26 protein-coding genes are annotated in these 22619 nt (G+C 29.8%); 17 read left to right on the plus strand and 9 right to left on the minus strand.

Features of this window, described 5'->3' with window-relative positions; genetic code table 11:
• The first annotated feature begins 13 nt into the window (after positions 1–13).
• The 4 genes from HMPREF2647_RS07910 (at position 14) to HMPREF2647_RS07925 (ending at position 4265) form a co-directional block, all read left to right on the plus strand.
• Positions 14–208 (plus strand): sulfurtransferase TusA family protein, encoded by a 195-nt coding sequence (locus tag HMPREF2647_RS07910; RefSeq protein ID WP_070859921.1) that lies wholly within the window; start codon positions 14–16, stop codon positions 206–208.
• A 109-nt stretch (positions 209–317) separates the two neighbouring features.
• Positions 318–1562, plus strand: coding sequence for an ammonium transporter (locus HMPREF2647_RS07915; protein ID WP_070859852.1), 1245 nt, complete (start codon positions 318–320; stop codon positions 1560–1562).
• A gap of 255 nt (positions 1563–1817) precedes the next feature.
• Positions 1818–3305 carry a sucrose-6-phosphate hydrolase gene (locus HMPREF2647_RS07920; RefSeq protein ID WP_017175281.1) on the plus strand — a complete coding sequence of 496 codons (1488 nt, stop codon included), beginning with the start codon at positions 1818–1820 and terminating at the stop codon, positions 3303–3305.
• The gene (locus HMPREF2647_RS07925; RefSeq protein WP_048678788.1) at positions 3306–4265 is read left to right on the plus strand and encodes a carbohydrate kinase family protein; all 960 of its coding nucleotides are present in this window, start codon (positions 3306–3308) and stop codon (positions 4263–4265) included.
• A 50-nt stretch (positions 4266–4315) separates the two neighbouring features.
• Here the strand turns inward: HMPREF2647_RS07925 and agrA are convergent, their stop codons facing one another.
• From agrA to HMPREF2647_RS07955, 6 genes are all read right to left on the minus strand, one after another.
• Positions 4316–5032, minus strand: a complete 717-nt coding sequence (gene agrA / locus HMPREF2647_RS07930; RefSeq protein ID WP_002455088.1) for a quorum-sensing response regulator AgrA — start codon at positions 5030–5032, stop codon at positions 4316–4318.
• 12 nt (positions 5033–5044) lie between these two features.
• The gene (gene agrC / locus HMPREF2647_RS07935) at positions 5045–6334 is read right to left on the minus strand and encodes a quorum-sensing sensor histidine kinase AgrC (protein ID WP_070468350.1); all 1290 of its coding nucleotides are present in this window, start codon (positions 6332–6334) and stop codon (positions 5045–5047) included.
• A 32-nt stretch (positions 6335–6366) separates the two neighbouring features.
• Complete coding sequence (agrD, locus tag HMPREF2647_RS07940) at positions 6367–6507, minus strand: cyclic lactone autoinducer peptide AgrD (protein ID WP_049413902.1); 141 nt, start codon at positions 6505–6507, stop codon at positions 6367–6369.
• Positions 6508–6509: 2 nt separating this feature from the next.
• Positions 6510–7076, minus strand: a complete 567-nt coding sequence (locus HMPREF2647_RS07945) for an accessory gene regulator AgrB (protein ID WP_070859854.1) — start codon at positions 7074–7076, stop codon at positions 6510–6512.
• Positions 7077–7777: 701 nt separating this feature from the next.
• Positions 7778–8563, minus strand: coding sequence for a carbon-nitrogen family hydrolase (locus tag HMPREF2647_RS07950; protein WP_049434605.1), 786 nt, complete (start codon positions 8561–8563; stop codon positions 7778–7780).
• A 130-nt stretch (positions 8564–8693) separates the two neighbouring features.
• Positions 8694–9317 carry a nitroreductase family protein gene (locus tag HMPREF2647_RS07955; protein WP_049434607.1) on the minus strand — a complete coding sequence of 208 codons (624 nt, stop codon included), beginning with the start codon at positions 9315–9317 and terminating at the stop codon, positions 8694–8696.
• A gap of 191 nt (positions 9318–9508) precedes the next feature.
• Between HMPREF2647_RS07955 and HMPREF2647_RS07960 the strand changes: the two genes are divergently transcribed.
• Positions 9509–10906, plus strand: a complete 1398-nt coding sequence (locus HMPREF2647_RS07960; protein WP_070859856.1) for an SdrH family protein — start codon at positions 9509–9511, stop codon at positions 10904–10906.
• Positions 10907–10961: 55 nt separating this feature from the next.
• On the opposite strand, the gene mroQ is transcribed toward HMPREF2647_RS07960, so the two are convergent.
• Positions 10962–11702: an intramembrane glutamic endopeptidase MroQ gene (gene mroQ / locus HMPREF2647_RS07965; RefSeq protein WP_037541691.1), complete on the minus strand. Its 741-nt coding sequence runs from the start codon at positions 11700–11702 to the stop codon at positions 10962–10964.
• 174 nt (positions 11703–11876) lie between these two features.
• Between mroQ and groES the strand changes: the two genes are divergently transcribed.
• Positions 11877–12164, plus strand: coding sequence for a co-chaperone GroES (gene groES / locus HMPREF2647_RS07970; RefSeq protein WP_017175272.1), 288 nt, complete (start codon positions 11877–11879; stop codon positions 12162–12164).
• A 56-nt stretch (positions 12165–12220) separates the two neighbouring features.
• Complete coding sequence (groL, locus tag HMPREF2647_RS07975) at positions 12221–13840, plus strand: chaperonin GroEL (RefSeq protein WP_017175271.1); 1620 nt, start codon at positions 12221–12223, stop codon at positions 13838–13840.
• A 69-nt stretch (positions 13841–13909) separates the two neighbouring features.
• On the opposite strand, the gene HMPREF2647_RS07980 is transcribed toward groL, so the two are convergent.
• The gene (locus HMPREF2647_RS07980) at positions 13910–15085 is read right to left on the minus strand and encodes a tyrosine-type recombinase/integrase (RefSeq protein WP_070859858.1); all 1176 of its coding nucleotides are present in this window, start codon (positions 15083–15085) and stop codon (positions 13910–13912) included.
• Positions 15086–15093: 8 nt separating this feature from the next.
• Complete coding sequence (locus HMPREF2647_RS07985; RefSeq protein ID WP_070859860.1) at positions 15094–15621, minus strand: helix-turn-helix domain-containing protein; 528 nt, start codon at positions 15619–15621, stop codon at positions 15094–15096.
• A gap of 193 nt (positions 15622–15814) precedes the next feature.
• On the opposite strand from HMPREF2647_RS07985, the gene HMPREF2647_RS07990 reads away from it, so the two are divergent.
• The 10 genes from HMPREF2647_RS07990 to HMPREF2647_RS08035 all read left to right on the plus strand — a co-directional run bounded on the left by HMPREF2647_RS07990 (position 15815) and on the right by HMPREF2647_RS08035 (position 21598).
• Positions 15815–16033, plus strand: coding sequence for a helix-turn-helix domain-containing protein (locus HMPREF2647_RS07990; RefSeq protein ID WP_070859862.1), 219 nt, complete (start codon positions 15815–15817; stop codon positions 16031–16033).
• Positions 16034–16036: 3 nt separating this feature from the next.
• Positions 16037–16351: an excisionase family DNA-binding protein gene (locus tag HMPREF2647_RS07995; protein ID WP_070859865.1), complete on the plus strand. Its 315-nt coding sequence runs from the start codon at positions 16037–16039 to the stop codon at positions 16349–16351.
• Between the two features lie 21 nt (positions 16352–16372).
• Entirely contained in the window at positions 16373–16552 is a 180-nt protein-coding gene (locus HMPREF2647_RS08000; protein WP_070859867.1) for a hypothetical protein, read from the plus strand.
• Positions 16545–16748, plus strand: a complete 204-nt coding sequence (gene tscA / locus HMPREF2647_RS08005; protein ID WP_070859868.1) for a type II toxin-antitoxin system antitoxin TscA — start codon at positions 16545–16547, stop codon at positions 16746–16748. The genes HMPREF2647_RS08000 and tscA overlap by 8 nt, the downstream gene beginning before the upstream one ends.
• 1 nt (position 16749) lies before the next feature.
• Entirely contained in the window at positions 16750–17004 is a 255-nt protein-coding gene (locus tag HMPREF2647_RS08010; RefSeq protein ID WP_070859869.1) for a hypothetical protein, read from the plus strand.
• Positions 17005–17082: 78 nt separating this feature from the next.
• Positions 17083–17982 (plus strand): primase alpha helix C-terminal domain-containing protein, encoded by a 900-nt coding sequence (locus HMPREF2647_RS08015; protein WP_070859871.1) that lies wholly within the window; start codon positions 17083–17085, stop codon positions 17980–17982.
• Positions 17983–19695, plus strand: a complete 1713-nt coding sequence (locus HMPREF2647_RS08020; protein WP_070859873.1) for a DUF927 domain-containing protein — start codon at positions 17983–17985, stop codon at positions 19693–19695.
• Between the two features lie 326 nt (positions 19696–20021).
• Entirely contained in the window at positions 20022–20297 is a 276-nt protein-coding gene (locus tag HMPREF2647_RS08025) for a hypothetical protein (RefSeq protein WP_070859875.1), read from the plus strand.
• Positions 20298–20506: 209 nt separating this feature from the next.
• On the plus strand, positions 20507–21127 hold the full coding sequence (locus HMPREF2647_RS08030; protein ID WP_070859876.1) for a guided entry of tail-anchored proteins factor 1: 621 nt from the start codon (positions 20507–20509) through the stop codon (positions 21125–21127).
• A gap of 12 nt (positions 21128–21139) precedes the next feature.
• Positions 21140–21598, plus strand: a complete 459-nt coding sequence (locus tag HMPREF2647_RS08035; RefSeq protein WP_070859880.1) for a hypothetical protein — start codon at positions 21140–21142, stop codon at positions 21596–21598.
• Positions 21599–22619: the final 1021 nt, after the last annotated feature.

The following is a 22619-nucleotide window of genomic DNA, read 5'->3' on the forward strand; positions in this document are numbered from 1 at the left end:
TTTGTTAGAAATTATGTCCCAGCCTCTTTTTTATAAATATATTAATTTAATGGAAACATTAAAAAATGGTGACGAATTAAAAATAGACTTTGATTGCACTCAAGCAACTGAAGCCATTCCAAACTGGGCAGCTGAACAAGGGTATCCTGTAACAAACTATGAACAACTTGATGATGCTTCATGGACAATCACAGTTCAAAAAGCTTAAGTTTTTCTTTATAAATGTAATGTAATATGACAAATTGTGTCATTTAATCTTACGTGTTTTTGCTATTCTTAAAAACTATTAATATGATGTTTTTAAGGAAGTGGTAAAAATGAAGATGGATGACACAATTTTTTTATTTCTATGTATTTTATTAGTTTGGTTAATGACACCAGGATTGAGTTTATTTTATGGAGGCTTAGTTCAATCTAAAAATGTTTTAAATACAGTGATGCAAAGTATGGCTGCTATAATTATTGTTACGTTTACATGGGTGGTCATTGGATTTTCTTTGAGTTTTGGTCATGGAAATGATTGGATAGGTAATTTTGATTTTATTGGTTTGCAACATGTAGGATTTAATACGAATGTTCAATTTAGTCCACATATTCCGTTTGCCTTATTTATGTTATTTCAGATGATGTTTTGTACTATTGCGGTTTCCATTTTATCAGGTTCAATTGCTGAGCGAATGAGATTTATTCCTTTTACTATTTTTATATTTATATGGGTAATTATGATTTACAGTCCTGTAGCTCATTGGGTATGGGGCGGTGGTTGGATTCAACAACTTGATGCTTTAGATTATGCTGGAGGTACCGTAGTACATATTACATCGGGAGTATCAGGATTAGTATTAGCAATAATGATAGGTCACGGAAAAAAAGTAGAGAAACTACAGCCGAATAATTTACTTATTACACTTATAGGTGGTATTTTTGTTTGGATAGGATGGTACGGTTTTAATACAGGAAGTGCGTTTACTTTAAATGATATAGCAGTGATATCGTTTGTAAATACTATCATTGCTGCGAGTGGAGGAGCATTTAGTTGGTTGATTCTTGAATACTTTTCTAATAAAAAGTTAAGCTTACTTGGTTTATTATCAGGTGTACTGTCAGGACTCGTAACCATTACACCAGCAGCTGGATTTGTAAACTACTTAAGTGCATACATTATCTCTATGATTGGTGGTATAGCATGTTATTTTGTGGTCAATTCTATAAAAGAAAAATTAAGATATAATGATACACTTGATACCTTTGGTATTCATGGTGTTGGAGGTGTGATTGGTGCAATATTGACTGGTGTATTTCAATCACATAAAGTTAATAAAGATATATTAGATGGATTAATCTATACTGGTCATTTACATACTATATGGATACAATGTATTGCAGTTATAGTAGTAGTACTTTACTCGATTATTATAACTTTTATTATTGGAAAGACATTATCAATTTTTATGTCCCTTGCTACGACTGTTGAAGAAGATAAGACAGGTTTAGATCAACTTGTGCATGGTGAAAAGGCATATTTTTATGGAGAATTAAATAAATTACATAAAAGGTATTGATATATATTTAAAATGTTGAAGTTTCATTAGTAAAACAGTACTTGAAGATAATCACGATATGATAAAATTAATATTATGTTGATATTAATTTAGATGATTAGTCTATTAAAAAAATATATCAGATATTGCAAAGTTTGCGGGAGTATTGTAAATACAATTTCCCGCTTTTTAAATCATGGATTGTAAAGTCTTAAGACTAATTACCGTTACGATATTAAATGATAAAATTAATACTAATGATTTAGGAGGCCTAATATGACTGAGTGGTCAAGAGAACAACGCTATCGTCGTATTGAAGATGTGAACAAAGATGAATTAGAAGCGTTAAAGCATCGAATAGAACAATCAAGCTATCGTCAACACTTTCATATTCAACCTGAAACAGGTTTATTAAACGATCCTAATGGATTAATGTTTTATAACGGAACATACTATGTATCTCACCAGTGGTTTCCATTGGGTGCCGTGCATGGACTGAAATATTGGTTTAATTATACTAGTAAAGATTTAGTGACATTTGAACCAAATGGTCCCATATTAAAACCTGATACGATTTATGATAGTCATGGGGTATACAGTGGAAGTGCTTTTGAATTTGAAGGAAACTTATATTATATGTATACAGGTAATCATCGAGATGAAGAATGGAAAAGATATGCGAGTCAAATGATTGCAAAAGTAAAACAAGATGGTTCAATCGAAAAATTAAATAAGCCTGTGATTGCTCATCAACCTGAAGGATATACAAGTCATTTTAGAGATCCAAAAGTATTTAAACATCATGAAGAATATTATGCAATATTAGGTGTCCAAACCCAACAAGAATTAGGACGTTTACTTTTGTACAAAATGATACATCGACAGATTGATCAATGGGAATATATTGGAGAAATTACAACCGAACTAGAAGATTTTGGCTATATGTGGGAATGTCCAGACTATTTTAGTTTAAATGGACAAGATGTAATTATTTTTAGTCCTCAAGGTATTGATGCAAAAGATGAAAAATATAGAAATATTTATCAATCTGGATATCTAATCGGTCATTTAAATTTCGATACATTAGAATTCAAACATGATACATTTATGGAACTTGATAATGGTTTTGATTTTTATGCGCCACAAACATTTATAGATGAATATGGTAAGCGTATTTTAATTGGGTGGATGGGATTACCAGATACTCAATATCCTACAGATGAAGAAGGTTGGGCACATTGTTTAACGATACCTAGAGAGTTAACAATCGAAGAAGGACGGTTACGCCAACGTCCTTTGAAAGCGTTAGAGACGTTACGTCAAAATAAAGAAACAGCATTAGGTTATGCTAACAAATATAATACAACACTTCATCCTTATGAAGGTACGCAATATGAGCTTATTATTGATATTTTAGAAAATGAAGCAACAGAAATATATTTTGAATTAAGAGCATCTAAGTTAAATTCAACATTAATTTCTTATAATACTAGGGAGCAAAAGATTACATTAGATCGATCAGAAAGTGGTGCATTACCTAGTAATGTTGAAGGTGTGACAAGATCTACATATTTAGATTCGCCATTAAAGCAATTACACATTTTTGTGGATACTTCAAGTATTGAAATTTTTTGTAATGATGGAGAGCGTGTCTTGACGTCAAGAATTTTTCCTGATGAAAATGCTACAGCAATTCGCACATCTACAGAAACAGGTCAAGTTTATTTGAAATTTACTAAATATGACTTAGGGAGAGATAAATAAATGAGAAAGTTATACGCTATTGGTGAAGCATTAATCGATTTTATTCCAAATAGAACAAATATTGAACTTAAAGATGTAACGCAATTTAGTCGACAAGTTGGCGGGGCACCTGCTAATGTGGCAAGTGTGGCTAAAAAATTAGGTAGTAGTACAGAAATGGTTACACAACTAGGTAATGACGCTTTTGGAGATATTATTGTAGAGACGTTAGAAAAAATAGGCGTTGGTACAACATATATTAAACGAACAAATACAGCTAATACTGCACTCGCTTTCGTTAGTTTAAAAGAAAATGGAGAACGAGATTTTTCTTTTTATCGTAAACCATCAGCTGACATGCTTTATCATGCTTCGAATTTAGATGAAATCAATGTTTCTAATCAAGATGTTCTACATTTTTGTTCTGTCGATTTAATTGAATGTGATATGAAAAATGCACATCTTGCTATGATTGAAAAATTTGAAGCGGCTCATGGGATGATAGTATTTGATCCAAATGTTAGATTACCACTATGGGATAGCGCAGAAGCATGTAAAGTGACTATTCAATCATTTCTTCCCAAAGCAAATATTATTAAAATTTCAGATGAAGAAATTGAATTTGTTACTGGAATAAGTGATGAACATAAAGCGATTCAATCTTTATTTAAAGGAAATGTTGAAGTAGTTATCTATACACAAGGAGACAAAGGAGCAACAGCTTATTTAAAAGATGGGACAATTATTCATCATCAAGGGTATAAAGTTGAAGCTGTTGACACTACTGGTGCTGGAGACGCGTTTATTGGTGCAGTCATTAATAGAATTTTAAATACAGAATTAACAGACATTACTTCTCTATTTAAAGGAAAAGGAGAAGAAATTTTAAAATTTAGTAATTTAGTAGCTGCAAAAGTAACTACTAAGTATGGCGCTATCGAAAGTATTCCAAGTTTAGAAGAAGTTATTGAAGAACTTTAAAAAAGAGATTAAGAAACCCCTTCAGATATTAAAATGAAGGGGTTTTAATATTATATCTTTTTAACATTACGTACAGAGGCATAGCAATGCTCACCGTTTCTGAAAGTTACAATTCGTTCTTTAGAATCGACTGAATCGATATTATGGCGATTTACAACAAAACTATTGTGACATCTGAAAAAACGATCATCGAGTTGTGCTAATTCTTTAAGATTTCCGTAGAATTCAATCTGACGGTTATCAAGATGCGCAATTAAACGATGGGATTTTGTAGACGATTCAAAGAACATGACATCATCATATTGTACATATATTGAATTGCTACCACGCTTTAATTCAATTGTCTCAACATTACTTTCTTTTGAAAGTAATTTTAAACGTGTATGAGCAGTTTCAATACAATCTATTATTCGCGTTTTAAGTTGATTAGGATCATCTTTAAAAATAAAATCCATTGCAGATACCTTATAGACAAATGTTAGGTAAGTGAGTTCACTATGACTTGTAACAAAGATGATATTCCCAATAGGATCATACTTTCGAATTTCACTTCCAAGTTTAATACCGTTAATATCAGCTTCTAATTGTATATCTAAAAAATAACATCCAACATCATTCATTTCTTTTGACTGTTCAATAATTTCATAAGGATCATCTGTCGCTAACGCTATTTCCATCGGTTTTTCTTCAATCATTATATAGTTATTAATAATTGAAACCATATTTTCACGTTGTTTCACATCGTCTTCACAAATGAATATTTTCATTTTTTCACATCCTTATGGCATATTATTTATAATTTCTACTTTTTGAACGAAGTAGCCATTTTCTATAGTAGTATCAAGTAACACGTTTTCAGTAGTATCAGTAATGTCTTTTAAAGTCGTTAGACCAAGTCCTCTGTTATCTCCTTTAGTTGAAAAGGAATCTTGAAATAATTCATGGATTTTCGGCATATCTTCTTTACATTTATTCATAACAATAAACATGACTGACGTTTCGACATTGATGAATGCAATTCTAATTAAGGCATCTTCTAATTCTTCTGAAGCCTCAATAGCGTTATCAATGATAATCCCAATGATACGGCTTAAATCAACTGTATTCATCTCAATATGATCAATTAACTCTGGCACTTCAATACTAATAGGTATATTTTTTTCTTGAGCTTGTAAAATTTTAGTTGTTACTAATCCTTTAATAGCACGCACTTTTAAATTATCCGTACCATTAATTTTGATTGAGTTCATTTGAAGGTTATCTTTCATAGGAACAATATTGTCATTAAAATATGTCTTTAAACCATCCATATCATTTTCTCTTATGTATTCTGACATTGTAGTAAGGATATTGACATAATCATGTCTAAACTTACGCATTTCATTATTAATCGATTCTATTTGTAGTGTGTATTCATAATACGTTTCAATTTCTTCCAAACTTTGCTTATAACGCATTTCTCTTAATGTGTTTATCGATATTAATATAATAACAATGGCGAAAAAGAGAAGTATACTAATAAAAATTAAAGCATAACCTTTTAAAGCATGAAATCCACTTTTGGGAATTTGAGAATAAAGAGAAAGGACTAAAAATGATGATACTAAAACAATTGATATAACAGTCAAATATGTCTTGTTAATGGCTAAATACGATTGCTTTAATTTTCTAAATAATTTTCTAAATGAATAACCTAAAAAAATTGAAATACTTAAGAAAACTAATACATAGGCGATATTACTTATAGTGATATTTTGAATATAGTTATCAAAAAAAATCAATATAAAAAAGCTAATAAAATTACTTAAAAACATAAGTATTGCACTACCTAAAACAGTTAAGATAGAGTATAGTTTTACCTTATAATATAAAAATAATGCACAACTAGTGAGTAAAAATAATAATGAAATACTACCAAAATAATAATATAAAAAAGTAGAAGGGATTATAATCGCTAAAATGATTAAATAATCCCTTACTGTGTATTTTATGTCTAGAATAATTTTTGCAATTAAAAAAAAGAGAAAACTTTGAAACAAAGCTAAGGGTACGTTTGATAAAAAATCCATACGACACACACTTTCTTATTAAATAAAAATTATTATTTTTTTAAATCTGTTAATTCTTGTGGGACTTCTGGTTCATCAAAATATCCACCACAAGTATTAATTGTTGCTATATTGCCAATTGTTTCTAAAAAGAATGAGAATAATTTAATAAATAATTGAGTAATAAATGTCATAATTAATAATCCTCCTTAGGAAAAAAGAATGGTAATAGTGTTGTACTTTCAAGTATTATACCTAATAAAATTAATTGTTTATATGGCTCTGGTACTATAATAGAAATAATAATTAAAACCACTACTAAAATAATAGACTTTATTTTTTTGCGAGGTTTTAGTCGTTCGGGTATGGGTTGTTTCTTAGTGGCAGCTGGTGCATAAATAATAATCAGTAATAATGCAAGGCCACTAACACTATACATGATACCCATATTAATATGATAGTAAGCAATGAGCCATGGTAAACCAACAAATAAAATTAAATTTTGAATATGGCATAGCAAAGTAGACTTTGCATGCGCTCCGTGTGCATTGTGTCGAATTAAAAAATAACTAATGTGTGTGATTAAAGTATACAAAAATGTATGGAATATGAGCGCAGCACCATATGTCACAATTGTTTTAGCAATATTACTAACAACCACTTGCATGCCTAATCGTACTTTTAAGAATTGGATATGATCAAGGTTGTTTTTCTCTTGTAAATAAGATGCAAAGTGCTCAATTTTATCATCAATTGCTTTCAATATTGTGCCACTCTCCTTGACTATATTATACAATTTTGTGCAATTAGTCTGTAAAATAATGCTTAACTGTTAAAATTTAATACTTAACTGTAAAAGTAATTCGATAACTCATATTTTACCATATAAAAATAAACAGTTTAGTAGAAAAAGATGCAAGTTAAGAAATTTTTAATAACTTAAATGAATGTTATGTTTTAATATACTCGTATCACATTAAAGTGATATAAACTTAATAATCTTAGTCTTTAAATTGTTAGTCTTTGTTTTATTCGAATAAATCTTTTTTTGATTTTGTTAGTAGTTGCGAAATTAAAAGTTGATTTATCGATGAGTTGTAAGGAATGTTTGTGTAGTTTGACTATGTATTTGTGATGATCGAGACCAATGGGTTATTCGATAATATCGATTTTCATAGTGAAATATTTCATTTATTTATTTCTTCGTGTAGTTCTATTCATTAATAAGCTATCCCAACTTATTGATGAAAAATGCATAATACTCGCTGAAGTGTTAACTCAGTAGAAAATAATTAACTTAGCTATTCTGAATAGAAGGTAATTATTTTCAATATGCAAGCTATCAAAACATTGTTATGCAATGTAATTTTTCATAATTAATAACATCCCCAAAAGATTGAAAAATAACTGTAAAACATTCCCTTAATTAAAAGTCGTGAGTCTCTCCCAAGCTTACGACTTTTTTTATTTATATAAATGAGGTTTTAAATTTCTAAAGATTGGAATAGCATCTCTTTGACGTGATACTTCTTGAATGTTGATATCAACTGAAATAGTATCTTCTTCTCTGTTTAACTCATCAAGAATATCTCCATTAGGATTGATAACCATTGAATGTCCAGCGTATTCAGTATTTCCATCATGACCTGTGCCATTACATGCGACGATGAAAATATCATTTTCTATAGCTCTAGCTTGAAGTAAGCTTCTCCAATGATTAAGCCGAGATGTTGGCCATTCGGCGATATAAAATGCGATTTGAGCACCTTCTCTAGATGGGTATCTTAGCAATTCAGGGAATCTTAAGTCATAGCATATAATTTGAGTGGCGAGAGCACCTGATGATAAAGCAAATGGTTCTGGAACTGTTTTTCCATCTTCTAAAAATTCTGGTTCATTTAGCATTGGAACTAAATGAACTTTATCATATTTGTTAATACGACGACCTTCTTTAGATACAGTAAAAGCAGTATTATAAACTTTATTATTTCGTTTATTTGAAACAGATCCTGCGACGATGTCAACTTGATATGTTTGAGCAAGATTCGAAATAAAAGGAAAACTACGTGATAATGCTTGATCTGCTTTTTCATTTAATTCTTCTAAAGCATAGCCATTGTTCCACATTTCTGGCAACACAACAACTTCAGTATCAGCATCTAATTGAGTATTAAACCATTCTGAAATTTTTTGTTCATTTTTCTCAACATTTCCATATTCGACATAAAATTGGAATATTTGTATTTTCACTTTAACCACTCCTCAACCTGCTTAATAATTTCAATTTACTAAATTTGGCTATGAAAAGCAAAATGAAGCACATTACAATTAAGGTAAAATGACTTAACTGTAATATGCTTCATTGATAAATTTAAATTTATTATTTTTTAATAATAAATCGTTGATCAGTAGGGTGAATTTCTTTTTCACCAGCTTGTTCTTCAATATCACCAAATGGCATTTGTGCTACAAGTTTCCATGATGCTGGAATATCAAATGTTTGTGTTGTAACTTGATCAACTAGTGGATTATAGTGTTGTAACGATGCGCCGATACCTTTTGAACTTAGTGCAGTCCAAATTGCGTATTGATGCATAGCATTTGTTTGAACAGCCCAGTTAGCAAAATTATCAGCATATGATGGCATTTGTTCTTGTAATGATTTTATAACATCTTCATCTTCAAAATATAAAATAGTTCCGTAGGCATGCTCGAAACTATTAATTCTTTGATTTTTAGGTTCAAAGTCGCGATCTGGTCCCATTACATCTTTGAGTACAGTTTTAGCATTTTCCCAGAATTTAATATGTTGATCATTAAGTAATAAAACGATACGTGTTGATTGTGAATTAAAAGCTGAAGGCATATATTTTACAATATGTTCAATCATTTCCTCTAATTCTTCATCACTAATAGAAATAGATGTTTTAGTTTTATAAATTGTACTTCTGTTTTCAACTTCAGTTAAAAATGGTTTTGTGTTTTCTTTATCAAATAGTCCCATCAAATAATCCCATCAAATAATCTCCTTTTTTTAATATACTTTCAGTATAAAATTTATACTGGAATAAGTAAATTATTATATAACAAAAAATTTCATAAACATTAATGTTCTTTATCAATTTGTTTATATGCATGCATGATATGTTTTTATTCTTTATACTAAAACTGTTGAAAATAAGAGGAGGTCTCAGAATGATAAAACAAAATGTTATTCGAACAAGTCTTATTTTTGCTATAAGTGCAACTATATTCAGTCACTATAGTTATGCTGAAACCTCTTCTAATATAGAGAGTGAAGACGTAGATCAGAAAGTAAACCTACAAAAAACTTCTGACACTCAGCATTCTAAAATTGAACTCAGTAATGAAAATCAAAACATAAAAGAATTTAATCATACCAACGATGAAACTAGCAACACAGAAGAATCAAAAACAGAAGAATCACAACAAGAAAGCAACGAAACTAACAGTAAGGAAGAATCAACAGCAGAGGAATCACAAGAAGAAAGCGAAGAGCCTAATAGCACAAAAGAATCAAAAGCAGAAGAATCACAACAAGAAAGTAACGAAACTAATAAACCTGAAGAACCAAAAACAGAGAAAGCACATGAAACGAACAAGGAAACTGATAGCATAGAAGAACCAAAAAAAGAAAAAGTTAATGATAAGAATCAACAAAAGAGTGGAATAGAACATATTCATAAAAATAACACGTCATCTTCTGAAGAAAAAAATCATAATAAATATAAAACAGCACAAAAAAGTAAAAATTATAAAAATGAGGATTCAACTATTTTTAAGCAAGAAGAACATCAAAATGTAATGTCTAAATCAATGAAGTCGAAACAAAATCAAATCATACAACCATATAACGATAATACTTCATCCAATGTTTACTCAAACACTAATTATCAAAAGGGTAAGTCTCAAAATAGTGTTTCAAAAACAATGTTTAACCAATTATTTTCACGACAACTAGTTGAAAACAATCATAATAACTTTGAACCAACACATTTAAAGCAAAATAATCTATATTTTCAAAGTGATAGAAGAAAAGAATCCACTTATCCAAATATATATCAAATAGAGTCAAGATTTTCAGAAAATATCTTAAATAGGTTTAATCAATATGCAAAAGGTGCTTATAAGTACAACCCTTATATTATTAATAAGGTTAATCATTTAGATGATAATGGTGAAAAAATAACAAATAAAGATTTTAATCATTTAATTAAGAAACAAAAATTTGATAATCAAAATCTAAATATATTACAAGAGGATTCTCAATACTTTAGATTTCAATATTTTAATCCACTTAATGCTAAAGAATATTATAAAAATTTAGATGAGCAAGTTTTATCATTAATTACAAATGACATTGGCTCTATGCCTGATTTAAAAAAGCCAAAAACAATTCATAAGTATGAAGTAGAAGAACATACAAAAGTCATTACTTCTCCTCATAAAAAAACAGAATCAAAATCATATATAAAAACTTTGAATATGATACTGATTCCTACTTTAATTTTAATATCTTCCACTGTAATGATAATTTATGTATATCAAAAGTTAAAAACGAAAAAAAAGTAAAAGCATCAAATGTCTAGAGCATTCGATGCTTTTATTTATTAAGATAAATTATGTGCTAGTTACACAAATGAATAATAAATTGAGTTTGTTGTTTTAAATGATTTAATGAATCGCCAAGGAAAATTTGCATTACTACAACGAAGCCATTTTGAAACATATGAATAAGTATCGGAACAGAAATTCGTTTTGTTAAAGTATAAGCTAATGAAAGTATCATCCCCATACCAAAATAAATAAGAATAAATTTAATATCATTATGAGCTAATGCAAAAAGTAAAGAACTTACGATAGAAGCAATTAAGAAGGCAATGATTCTATTTCCTTTAATTCGATCATATAGTTCACCAAAGAACACTTTTCTAAATACATATTCTTCTAAAATAGGGCCTACAACAGAAATTAATATAATAAAAATAGGGAGTTGTTTTGCTACAGCCATTATTCGTTGAGTATTTGGACTTTGTTGTGGTTGACCGAAAATCCATATGTTAATCACACCTACAATAACTTGATATAACATAACTATGAAAAAGCCAAGTACAGCCCATGGGATAATATAACGTTTTGATTCTTTATGTTCTTGCTCTAAGTTTGTAGGATTCTTAATTTTGAAATGAAGAAAGATGATTAAAATTGCTGCAAGTATAAATAAGATAACTTGAGTATACACTCCAGCCCTAGCTAAAGCCATACCTGATAAACGATTAAATATAGGCGTCTGTGCTAGAACTAAGGGTAAAAATTGTGCTAAAGCGTATATAAATAATGTTAGTATTGCCACCCAAATTCTTGCCATTTGAAACCTCCAGATTAAATATCAATAATTCTTATTTTATCGTAAAAAACTCAGATGTACAAAAGTAAGAGAATGTTTTTACTTGAAATATTGACCAAATTTGATTATTATAAAAATTAGGTTAGCACTCATTATATTAAAGTGCTAAATAGACCCTGCTAAGGAGGAACAATCATGCTTAAACCATTAGGAAACCGTGTGATTATCGAAAGAAAAGAACAAGAAGAAACAACTAAAAGTGGAATCGTTTTAACTGATAGCGCAAAAGAAAAATCTAACGAAGGTGTTGTAGTTGCGGTAGGCAGCGGACGTCTTCTTGATAATGGTGAGACAGTTGCTCCCGAAGTAAAAGAAGGTGATTCAGTAGTATTTCAAGAATATGCTGGATCAGAGATTAAACGTGGAGAAGAAACTTATTTAATTTTAAATGTAGAAGATATATTAGCAATTATAGAAAAGTAAAAATAACTATATAAAATTGTCGAAAAACAGGATTAATATTAATGGAGGTTGTATAAATGGCTAAAGATCTTAAATTTTCAGAAGATGCACGACAAGCAATGTTACGTGGTGTGGATAAATTAGCAAACGCTGTTAAAGTAACAATTGGTCCTAAAGGTCGAAATGTTGTATTAGATAAAGAATATGTTGCACCTTTAATTACAAACGATGGTGTAACAATTGCCAAAGAAATTGAATTAGAAGATCCATATGAAAATATGGGTGCTAAGTTAGTTCAAGAAGTAGCAAATAAAACAAATGAAATTGCTGGTGATGGTACTACAACTGCTACAGTATTAGCACAAGCAATGATTCAAGAAGGTTTGAAAAACGTAACAAGTGGTGCAAATCCAGTTGGTTTACGTGAAGGCATTGATAAAGCAGTCAGAGTAGCAGTTGAAGCATTACATGACATTTCTCAAAAAGTTGAAAATAAAAATGAAATCGCACAAGTAGGTGCAATTTCTGCTGCTGATGAAGAAATTGGTAAATATATTTCTGAAGCAATGGATAAAGTAGGTAATGACGGTGTTATTACAATTGAAGAATCTAATGGACTTGATACGGAATTAGAAGTTGTAGAAGGTATGCAATTTGATAGAGGTTATCAATCTCCATATATGGTAACAGATTCTGATAAAATGATTGCGGAATTAGAAAGACCATATATTTTAGTTACAGATAAGAAAATTTCATCATTCCAAGATATACTACCTTTATTAGAACAAGTTGTTCAATCAAGTCGACCAATCTTAATTGTGGCAGATGAAGTCGAAGGTGATGCATTAACAAATATTGTATTAAACCGCATGAGAGGAACATTCACTGCTGTAGCTGTTAAAGCACCTGGCTTTGGTGATCGTCGTAAAGCAATGTTAGAAGATTTAGCAATATTGACTGGCGCAACAGTGATTACAGATGATTTAGGATTAGAATTAAAAGATGCTTCTATTGATATGTTAGGTACTGCAAATAAAGTAGAAGTAACAAAAGATAATACAACTGTTGTTGATGGTGATGGAGACGATAACAGTATTGATGCACGTGTAAGTCAAATCAAAGCACAAATTGAAGAAACTGATTCAGACTTTGATAGAGAAAAATTACAAGAACGTCTTGCTAAATTAGCTGGTGGCGTAGCAGTGATAAAAGTAGGTGCTGCTTCTGAAACAGAATTAAAAGAACGTAAATTACGTATTGAAGATGCGTTAAATTCTACACGCGCTGCAGTTGAAGAAGGTATTGTTGCAGGTGGCGGTACAGCATTAGTTAATATCTATAATAAAGTTGAAAAAATAGAAGCGGAAGGCGATGTTGCGACAGGTGTTAATATTGTACTTAAAGCTTTATCAGCACCAGTACGTCAAATTGCTGAAAATGCTGGATTAGAAGGTTCAGTTATTGTTGAAAGACTTAAACATGCTGATGCAGGTGTCGGATTCAATGCTGCTACAAACGAGTGGGTGAATATGCTTGAAGAAGGTATTGTAGATCCTACTAAGGTAACACGTTCAGCTTTACAACACGCTGCAAGTGTTGCTGCAATGTTCTTAACTACTGAAGCGGTAGTTGCAAATATCCCAGAGCCTGAAAGTAATGATAATGCTGCAATGGGCGGTATGCCAGGTATGATGTAAAAAACACCTCTAAACGTTGATTTAAAGGTGTTTGGTTATTATTCATGACATAATAATGACATAAAAATTCTAAAATAATTCTTTACTGACGTTTTCCATGAGTTTACTAAACTTTTGGGAAGCGTCTTTTTTATATGAGTTAGTAATCTTAGCATAGATGTTCATCGTGGTATTTATATCTTTGTGGCGTAAGCGTTCTTGTATTTCTTTGATATGTACACCTGCTTCAATCAGTAACGCACAATGTGTATGACGGAATGAGTGTGTACTTATATGTTTATTAATAATATCAGTCTTTTTCATAATTGCTTGAATCCATGTAGACAGTTTTTTAATTACAAGTGGATAACCATTCACATCAGTAAATACAAAATTATTATCTACATATAATTCATTTTTCCAAGTGTCCTGGACGTTTACCTTATAATCTTTGAGTAATTGAATCACATGCGGATCTACTGAGATTTTACCGATTGAGCTTTCAGTTTTCGGAGTAAGTATCTGATAATGCTTTTTATTATTATTCGGATTGTAATAAGTCTTGGTAATACTGATTATGTTATTCTCAAAGTCTATATCAGACCATTTTAATGCTAACAACTCGCCTGCACGCATGCCAGTGTATGCCAAAGTGGTAAATACTTCAAAACTGTTCTGTGGTGAATGGTGATTTTTAGCAACCTCCAGGAATTGAAATAACTCATCTTTTTCAAGAAATTTTTTATGTATCTCACTATCCTCTAATTCTTCCACACTTACTTTCTTTTTAGGTCGTTTAATATTCTCAGTAGGCAATGTTTTTAACAATCTCATTTCAAGTGCATACTTAAATATCATATTTGTAGATGCGACAATACTATCAACATAATTCTTACTATACTGTGCGCTCATATCGTCCACAAAGCGTTGATAATCATGTTTCTTGATAGTTTGTATTGGTTTAGTATCAAAGCGCTCTATGGCGTGTTGTATAGCTTTCTCACGCGCTCTGACACTACTCACTTTTACATCATTAGTATACTGATTAAGCCAATCATCAGCAACCTGTTTGAAGGTGCTGGAGGACGGGGGAATATATTCACCATTTCTTAATTGGCGTTCAATCATTTCAGCTTGATGTTTAGCGTCAGATTTACGTTTAAAGCCAGTCTTAGAGATATATTCATATTTTCCTGTTTCTGCATTTTTCCCTAGAGATATACGATAACGCCAGTTATTTTTAGCAATCTGATCATAACTTGCCATTTAATCACCTACTTAATATCGAGGTATCTTTTTAGAAAACTTTCAAATTCGTTTAATAAATTGTTATAAGCTTCTTTGCTTTTACTCATTTTATTTTCACGTAACATTTGGAGCAATACAGATATAAATAATAAATTATCCTTAGTAGTTTTTTCTAATTCATAAAAATTATAAACATTATTTAAATAATGCACTTCAGAGTAAGATAAATCTTTTTTTATTAATTCATACAAGTCGTTTTTTAATAAAATTTCTTTATTAGAAGTTTCATCATTTATTAACTTGTTGAGTTTTAATAACTGTTCTTGTGCTTCTTTTCCTTTTAAATCACGTAACATTTTATTACCACTTAACAAATATGAAGTAGTTACTCCTAATTTTTCAGCTATATTGTTAACTGTATTTATACCTAAGTTTTTTCTACCATTCTCTATATCACTTAAATAAGACTGAGATATATTTAAAGATTTTGCGAATTCACTTTGATTCATTTTACGTTCTTTTCTTAATTTTTTTATGTTATCGCCAATAGTCATATTTTCACCTCTTTGTAATAATACCAAATTTTTAATATTAGTAAAAATAAAACTTTATTTAAAAAGGGGTTGAAATATATTTAAATAAACTTTATCATATAAATATATCGCCGATAGTGATAAATAAAATTATTGATTTTATATTTTTTTAAATTCAATTATCGCCGATAGTGATAATTAGGAGGTGTAAGTTATGACAGTCCAATTAAATGATACTTGCTTAAAAAAAGCAATGTTTTTAAAAGGGTACGATTTATCTGATTTATCAATTAAAACGAATGTAAGCAAAGCATACTTAAGTCAGATTTTTAATGGTAAGAAAATCCCTAGTCCTAAACTAGCAAAAAATATTGCTAACGCTTTAGATGTTGAAATTAAAGATTTATTTTACTTTGAAGAACAGGAGGCTTAATAAATGTTCAATATCAACATTGATGAACAAGAAGCACGTGCATTACTAGAACAAGCAATTAATCAACGTGTAGATGAATTGGCACATGAAAAGTTTTTTATGACTTATAAAGAATTATCAGAGTATCTCAATTTAAGTAAACCAACTATTGAAGAATTACTAATTAACAATGGTATGAAGTATTACATGGTTGGCTCTACTTATAGATTTAAAAAATCAGATGTAGATGCGTTTATGAATCAACTCACATCACAAATGGATATTCATAACAATGATTTCAAGCAGATTGATATTAAGAAGTTGTTAAAAATGACCTAAAGACGCAGGAGGAACAAGACAGTGAAATTATCAAAACTAATATTATACATTCGTCTTACATTAACACTGATCTTAACAGCATACCTAGTTTGGACAGCAGGCTTTTATATTGGATTCAATTTCGCTTTGCTAGTGTATTTAGGTAGCTTTGCACACATTTTATTTAAATTAGAAGATATAGAGGAAAAAATGAATGGCTAAAAATCAATTAGAAGTAATACAAGATATTTATACAACACTAGGAACAACAGCAGGAAACCGAGCAACAGAATATAACCATACTATTAGAGACGGTAAAAGTGAATGGACTGAAACTGTAAATCGCGAAGAACATTTACAAGCGATAATTGAGTGGGCAGTACAACAAATTGAAAATAATTTTGATGGAGTGAAATAAGATGAGATTATTTAAAAAGAAATACGATCATAAAAAAGTAAACAAAGTGAAAGATATGATTTTATATACTTCATATTCTTTTGAAGCTAAAGCATATGAGGAAGCAATTGAATTATTAAAAGGTAACAACAAACAAAAAGCTATCGAACTTATGTATGAAAGATTAATTGAAGCACAAAGAAATGAATATGAAATGAAGTTAAAAATAGAAAAAGCGTCATCTGAGAACTTTGCCGAGGAATCAGATAACGCATAAGAAAACATGAAAATACACGAGGTAATCATGCAAATATATTTTATCATGATTGCCTCTTACTATTAAAGAGGTGTAACCATGAAAGATTTCAACTTAATAAAATTAAAAAATGATTTTTATATAAATATTATACAGTATAACAATTTATATTCCAACTCATTTAGAGATTTTCATTATTGGAAATGGTCGGATTGGTTAAACAAATTACAAATACCAATGACTAATTTAGATAAATATAAACGTGGTTTAGTTTTGTATGGTGATGTTAAAGATGAAGAAGATTCTAAAGGAAACATTATAGAAAAATATCGTAAAGATTCTAATATCATTAATCGTTCTGTTATTACACTTGATTACGATAATATAAGTAACTTTAAAGCATTATACAATGACATAAATAAGCAGTTAGGAGGCGTTGCATGGTTTTATCATACAACTTATTCATGTACTCAAAATGAGCCTCGTATTCGTCTTATGATTCCATTGAGTGAGCCGATAAGTGCAGCAGATTATAGAAAATATTCAAAAGCACTTGCTAATTATATCGGGCATGAAGTAGATGAGGCTAGCTTTGTACCGTCACAGGCTATGGCTTTACCAGTTATTAAAGATAAGAATGTAGGTTATGGCTTTAAGTATAATGACGCACCAGCAATCACAAGAAAAGAATTAGATCAATTTAGTGAAGAAAAGCAAAATGAAAAAATTATTATTAATTATTCTAATCAATACACAAAGCGTAATGATGAGTATTGGCGTGAAATTGCATTCGGTGTTAGTGAAGGCGAAAGAAATACAACATTAGCATCTTTAATAGGTTACTTATTACGAAGATATGTAGATGCAAACCTAGTATATGGTTTAGCCAGTGCTTGGGCTATGACCTGCACGCCACCAATTGAACAAAATGAAGTGAACAAAACATTTAATAGCATTTTAAAAAAAGACAACAAACGAACTAAAAATGGAGGTTTTTAATTGGAACAAGTAACTAAAGAAGATGTATTTAATACTATTAATGAGACTAAGCATTTACAGGAAATTGATAAAGATAGTCCAACAATTCCAGAACCATATCATATAAAAGGTAAATGGTTATATCGTGAAAAAGAAAAGAAAAATAATAAAGGTGAAGTTATTGAAGTAATGGATATATACGTTACTAGTACACCACCATTAGTTACTGAACGCTATAAAGATGTAGAATCAGGTGAATTTTATTACGAACTAGAATTTGAAGATAAGAAACGCAAATATCAATTACCTGTTTCTGCTAGAGATATTACACAAAGTAAATATTTAGTTGAGTTAGCAAGTAAAGGGCTAGAAATCACTCAAAATGAAACAAGTGATTTAATCAAATATTTAAGTATATTTAGACGATATAACAATATTCCTGACTTTAATGTGGCAACACGTTTAGGAGATGTAAACGGTCATTTTATTTCTCCATACCAAGAGGATATTAAAAACAATGAATATAAATTATTTAATACTGATGTAGGGAGACAATCCTTAATTAAAGCATTTGAAACTAAAGGTGACATCAAAGCATATAATAAAGGCGTCTTTCAGAAAATTAAGGATAAACCTATGGTGATGATGATGTTTTATGGTGCATTAGGTTCTATCTTACTGAAAGATTTCAATGTAGATCCTTTTGTGGTTGAAATATCAGGTCGTACTTCTTCAGGTAAAACTTTTACATTAAAAATTTGTTCAAGTATATGGGGAACAAGAAAATTAATAACTGAATGGAACGCCACAGATGTGAGTGTTGAGCGTATGGCGTCGTTCTTTAATTCATTCCCTTTGATGAAGGATGATACTCGAAAAGCACAAAATTTATCTAAAATTCCAACTATTGTTTACCAGTTTTCAGGTGGGCAATCTAAAGCCCGTGGTAACTCGAGCCGTTCTATTGATTATTTAGAGCCATGGAATAATATCATGCTTTCTACTGGTGAGGTATCTATTCCTGATATTTCAGAAAAAGGAGGCGTTGCTGGTCGAGTAATCACATTACAAGATGAGCCATTTCCTAATATGGATAAGCTAGAGTTCGGCAATATAGCAGATGTAATTAATGAAAATCATGGTTTGTTAGGTAAGCTATTCATTAAACAGTATGAGAAAAATAAAGGTAAGTATAAGGAATCGTTTAAAAGTGCGACAAATTACTTTTATCAAAAAGCAAACGATAATGAGGTTATGGAAAGAATTTCACGAGGTTTTGCACTTTTACAAGTCACTGGTGAAATACTTAACGATATTGAAGGATTTGAACATGATCCGTATGTTATTACAAACCAATCATTTAATAGCATGTTAAAAAACAATAAGAACATCGATAAGCCAGTTCAGATGTTGGAGGAATTACTAGAAAAAATAAATGCTAATCGTGGACGTATAGCATACAATAAACATCACTTTCACGATAATTCAGAATTAATGGCAATTTATAGAAATGATTTTATGCTAGTTATGGCGCCTATGATTAAGGAACTATTGGGAGCTGAATTTAATTCCACCGTTAAACAATGGTATGAAAGAGGCTATCTTGAAACAAATAAACAGGGGTATCAAAAAAATATAACATTTTATGGTGAATCTCAGAGAGGCTATGCCATTAAAACTGAAATTATAAATGAATTAGGATTTAATTTCAAAACCGAAAAAAATTACAGTTGATTACACATTGATTACTACTTTTTTATTAAAAAGTGTAATTCTCACAAGTATTGATATAAAGGCATTTATAAAGAGTTCTATATTAAAAATTACAGAAATTACACTTTTATAATAATACTTTATAAATAATAAAGCATATATATATGTGTATGTATTATATGAATGTCCCTTTAAAAAAAGGTGTAATTTCCGTAATTTCTGTAATTGATTACCCCAAAGCCTGATATGGCAGCATTTTGAGAAATACAAAAGTAGTAACTTTTAAAGGTTAAGTAGTAACTAGTAGTAACTGCAAAAAAATTATTATATAAAAGGAGAATATAAAAATGATCAAATTAGAAAAAGGAGCAAGAATTTATCCATATATATCTGAAAAAGCATTAGTAAAAATTATGCCTGCACCTGATAATTTATATTCAAGAACAAAAGACGCTAAAACAAACTTTTATGTTTACAGTCCTATTGTTTGTATGGCTTTAATGAACGGTGGAAAAGTAGTTTTTTGTGATACTGATGATATGGGTAACATTGATGGAATAGAAGGTAAACTCATTTTTAAATATAACGAAGAAACGCAAGAATTTGAAAACTGGAGTAAATAATACAAAATCTGCCACAATTGGCTTTATAGAGCTTTTTGTGGTATACTTTAGATAATAAATTAAGACCAGGTAACAATTTTTATTGTAGGCAATATAAGAATAATAAAGACTTGGAAGTATAACAGAAATTCAAACAATAAGTGTTGGATACATTACCGTGATGTGATTAAAAGATTAATATTAAAAAATGAAAAAAGAGGTTACGAAGTATGAGTAAAACAGTAAAAGAAAATTCAATCAGTATTTTTGATAAACAAATTTATGGTAAGAGGTTAAGTGCTAAAGAGGTTCAAAAACAATATGATCAGCTAGTAGATCGTATTAAAAAAATCAATGCTAAAATTATGCACTATCAACATCAAGATGAATTTGCCGAAGCTACAAAATTAAAGCGTCAACAAGCTGATTTAGAACAAGAGTTATTGAAATTAGATGAACAACTTAAAACATCGGATTACAATATCACAGATGATGAATTTACATCATTCTACGATGCATATGATAGTGAAATGAAAGACATCAAAAAAACACATGAACAGTATCGAAAAGAGATGAAAAATAAACTTCAAGAAGTTGCAGCTACTTATCGAAAAATGATTGAGAATATGAATGAAGGTGGCAGACGTATATCACGATTACGCTATGTCAAACAAGAACAACAACACCCTAGTAACATTCACAATCAATACAAAGGTCAAATGCTTGCTCATGAAATTAAAATCGGTGGCAATACAACGCCTAGAGATTACGCATGGTTGCTTGAAGATATGTTAAAAGAAGAATCATTAGAGGACTTCCAAAAATATTACTTCAATAAAAAGAAGTGGTAAGGAGGTAATACGATGATCACAGCCATTAGATATAAAGGGAATAGAGCAAAGGTAACTGAAAATGGTGAAGATTTAATGATATTAGCTAGTTCAAGTAGTGTGCCTGTAGAACTGGCTGATGTAAATAATAAATTAAATATAGTGAGTGACTTTGAAGAAGGAGAAATTGAACCAAAAGCAGTTAAAAAGATTAAGTTTAATAAAAACAGTTGTGTCATGATGAATGGCAATTTGAACTTTATTATTGCTTCAAGTCAGAGAAATAATAGGGAGTTTATAGTTAAGAAAAACCATACACTCATTCATGCTTGGAAGAGTGGGGATCATGCAAAAGATAAAGCATTTGAACAAATCAAAAATAATAAAGTAGATAGTGTTGACGTGTATGTAAAAAATGCAGAAGGTAAAGATAATAGAGTGAGTCACATAGGTGAAATTTTAGCTGTTTCTATCAATTTAAATAGCGCTTAAAATACCATGGTTGAGCCTTTTATGTTATAATAAAGATATTAAGGATAATAAATATCTTTAATAATGAGCGCTCTTTATTAAAATCTAAAATAGTCATGTGTTCCTCCTTCATTTGTTCAATTGAATTTTTATGTCTAAGGCATGTTTACAAGGTCATCACTTTAATATAGGTGGTGGCCTTTCTTTTATAAGTTGCGTCACATAAGTGAGCCAATAGTTTACTTAGTAAGAGGGACAGGTAAACGAAAAAACATTATGGTGTGATTAATATGTAGTAGATTATATTAGCCGCATAGTATAGATAAATTAACAGTATAAGTAAACAGAGGTTATATACGAGTACCCTCACATAAGTTACAGGGCTATGATTATGTGACCGTATAAAAGTGTACGCTGCAAGTATAAAGGCCACAGTATTAAGGTGATAGCTTGATAGAGTGTCTAGGCAATACACTAAAATGTATATGAGTAATCCAATATGTGTTAGAGATATGAATTAGATTAGAGTAAAAGAAACAATTGTGTTTGTGAAGTTGTGTGTGTTAAACATCAAAAGCGTTTAGAAGATTTGAATTAGAATGAAGTAAAAAACAATTATCTTTTTATGTTAGAAGATAAAAGAAATAAGAAGATAATTCGTTAATTGAACAAAACAAAGTTGAGCTTTAGTTAAAGATATTAGAATGATAAAGAGAATGAAAATTATAAAAGTAAATGAGAAGTCAGAAAGTATTTTGAATTTCAGAAAGTGAAATAGAATTTTGAAATGAGAAATGAAAATAAAAAAATAATTTAAAATTGTTTTGTGATTTCGATTTGTATTTTGATTTGAAATAAAGAAAAGTTATTTAGATCAAGAAAAAAGAAATTATAAATAAAAAGAATGAAGAATGATGATAGAAATGTTGAGAGAACAAACGTAACATAGAACAGTTTAAGATGCTATTTTAGGCTTGTTATAAGGAAAATAAGAGTAAGTAGGATGAAATAGTATAGGAACACTGATTAAAAGCTAATGACA

Source organism: Staphylococcus sp. HMSC035D11, from assembly GCF_001836075.1.
GTDB classification, from domain to species: Bacteria; Bacillota; Bacilli; order Staphylococcales; family Staphylococcaceae; genus Staphylococcus; species Staphylococcus hominis.